The following is a 2,605-nucleotide window of genomic DNA, read 5'->3' on the forward strand; positions in this document are numbered from 1 at the left end:
CTCCCGGTGCGCCGAATCTGGCCGGATGACGGGTGGTGCGAGGACCCTGCCGACCGCCGTTACAACCGGCCGGTCCGCGTCGCGACTGGGTCAATGGCGGACCGCCTGATGCGCCCCGATGCGCTCTACGACCTGATCGTCGAGATCGACCACAACACGAAGCCGCGCATCGCCGGCCGCGGCAGCGCCGTGTTCATCCATGTCGCGCGGCCCGGATTTGCGCCGACGGCGGGGTGCATCGCGCTTAGCGCGCCGGCGTTACGGCGGCTGGTCGCGCGGCTTTCGCGAAGGACGAGGATCGTGGTGGGGTAGTTCCGTCATTGCTGTGCAAGTTCACTAATTCGCTGATCGAATTCATCCTTGGCAGGGAGGATTCCGATGCGCGACAACAGCTTCGACCGGACGGTTGAGCGGAACTACATTCAGAAATGGCGGTTCCTGATTGCGGAGTATGAGAAGGTCAAGGCCGGCCAATCGCCGGTGTTCCGCCGGGTAGGAGATTTCTACAAGCATCACCGCACCTGCTCGCAGACTTTCCGGAAGTATTACAACCGCTATTTGCGCAGCGGTGCGGAGGCGGATTTGTTGCCGCAGCGCCGCGGGCCGAAATGGCGCGAGCGGCGCGACCCGGAAGGGATCGAGGCGGCGATCGTCGCCTGCCGGAAGCGAGGCATGAACCGGTACGAGGTCCATGCCGTCTTGCGCGAACAGCGCGATACGGTACCGTCACCCTCGACCATCTACCGGGTCTTCACACGCCATCAGCTCAACCGCCGCACGGCGGCCATGCGCGAGGAGAAGCGTCGCATTATCAAGGACAAGATCGGCGAGCTCGGCCATGTCGACCTGCACCAGCTGTCCCGCGACATGTTCCTGGTGCCGCCGCCCAGCACCGCCTTCATCGTCAGCCTGGTCGACAGCTGCTCGCGTCTGGCCTGGGCCGAGGTGCTGACTTCGAAAAAGGCGCTGCCGGTCATGTTCAAGACGTTGAAGATGATCAACACGCTCCACGTCACCTACGGGGTCCAGTTCGCCGAGATCCTCTCCGATAATGGCGCCGAGTTCGCCTCCCGCTCCGCCCCCGAGGAGCACCCCTTCGAGGCCATGCTGATCGAGCTCGGCATCAAGCATCGCTACACCAGACCCTACCGGCCCCAGACCAACGGCAAGGTCGAACGCTTCTGGCGGACACTGGACGACGACCTGATCGAGGGAACGACCTTCGAAAACCTCGATCACTTTGCCAACGAGCTCTTCGAGTACATCGTCTACTACAATAACTTCAGGCCCCATCAGGCCCTCGGCGGCAAAACCCCAAAGGCCATTGCCGAGACCCGGGCCTAAGCAACCCGATCAGCGAATTAGTGAACATGCACAGCAATGACGAAAACTACCGCCGCGCCTTGAAAAACTCCCGCAACAGCGTTGCCGCGCGGGTTTCGCCGACGGCGGGATAAACCTCCGGCGCGTGGTGGCAGGTGGGGGAGGCGAAGAAGCGCACGCCGGACTCGACCGCGCCGCCCTTGGGGTCGAGCGCGCCGAAATACAGCCGGCGGATGCGGGCGAAGGAGATCGCCGCTGCGCACATGGTGCAGGGCTCAAGGGTCACGTAGAGATCGCAACCGGTCAGCCGCTCGCCGCCCAGCGCCCGGGCCGCCTCGCGCAGCGCCAGAACCTCGGCGTGGGAGGTGGGGTCGCGGTCGGTCAAAGTGCGGTTTCCGGCGCGGGCGATTACCACGCCGTCGCGGACAATGACGCAGCCGATCGGCACTTCGCCGGCTTTTTCGGCGTTTTCGGCCTGTTCCAGCGCCAAATCCATGAAAGTTTCCGCGCTCATACCGCGTTTCTCGCCTCGTTTCTCGCAAAGAACTCTGTTATGAGGGCGCCTTCAGCACGTGGATGCCGGTTTTTGCTTGAGACAGCGCCCCGAAACGGGGGCGCTCGAACCTGCTCCCGTCGCTTCACCCGCGATTTCGACGCACACCAGACGAGAGCATTCATGCCCCGCGATAACGACAAAAACAACGCCCCGCCGCGCGGCCGGCGTGACCGGCAGACCGGCGGCAAGGGGCGCTCTGGCGAAAAGGGGCGCTCCGCCGACAAGGGCCGCTCCGGCGCCAAGCGCGGACCGGAGAAGAAATTCGCCAAGCGGGCGGCGGGCGGCAAGCCGGACGGCGAGCGGCGCGCCTACGCGGGCAAGTCCGAAGGTGGCAGATCGTTCGGCGACAAGCCGTTCGGCAAGAAGCCTTATGTCGGCAAACGCGACGGCGACGGGCCGCGCCGCAGCTACGGTGACGGACCACGCCGCGATCGCGACGATAATCCAGGTCGTTCGCGCGACGATGCGCGTCCGGCACGCTTCAATCGCGACGAGCGCCCGGCGCGTGGCGGCGACCGGCCGGAGCGCGGACCGCGCAAGGATTTTCGGCCGCGCGACGATCGTGGCGGGGAAAAGCGTTCCTATACCCCGCGTGGCGAAGGGGGCTTCCGCAAGGATGGCCCGCGCAAGGACTTTGGGTCACGCGACGGCGAACGGAAATTCGATCGGCCGCGCGACGGCGGATTCCGGCGCGATGATGATCGCCCGAAGTTTTCGCGCGGACCG

General features: G+C 65.2%; 3 protein-coding genes and 1 pseudogene. 3 read left to right on the top strand and 1 reads right to left on the bottom strand.

What is annotated here, in order from left to right; translation table 11 throughout:
- The coding region (locus ACTHN9_RS16860) for a L,D-transpeptidase family protein (protein ID WP_440537920.1) at positions 1-312 on the top strand (312 nt) is incomplete at its 5' end.
- A gap of 66 nt (positions 313-378) precedes the next feature.
- Positions 379-1,344, top strand: coding sequence for an integrase core domain-containing protein (locus ACTHN9_RS16865; RefSeq protein WP_440537921.1), 966 nt, complete (start codon positions 379-381; stop codon positions 1,342-1,344).
- A 46-nt stretch (positions 1,345-1,390) separates the two neighbouring features.
- Here ACTHN9_RS16865 and ACTHN9_RS16870 read toward each other — a convergent pair whose 3' ends face one another.
- Positions 1,391-1,819, bottom strand: a complete 429-nt coding sequence (locus tag ACTHN9_RS16870) for a nucleoside deaminase (RefSeq protein WP_440537922.1) — start codon at positions 1,817-1,819, stop codon at positions 1,391-1,393.
- Positions 1,820-1,999: 180 nt separating this feature from the next.
- Between ACTHN9_RS16870 and ACTHN9_RS16875 the strand changes: the two are divergent.
- Positions 2,000-2,605, top strand: a pseudogene (locus tag ACTHN9_RS16875) (hypothetical protein); the annotation flags it as partial.

Source organism: Trinickia sp. (assembly GCF_051953405.1).
Lineage (GTDB): Bacteria > Pseudomonadota > Gammaproteobacteria > Burkholderiales > Burkholderiaceae > Trinickia.

Excerpts from the sequence above, each read along its gene's own strand:
- ACTHN9_RS16870 (WP_440537922.1), bottom strand. The coding sequence starts at position 1,819 with ATGGATTTGGCGCTGGAACAGGCCGAAAACGCCGAAAAAGCCGGCGAA.
- ACTHN9_RS16865 (WP_440537921.1), top strand. The coding sequence starts at position 379 with ATGCGCGACAACAGCTTCGACCGGACGGTTGAGCGGAACTACATTCAG.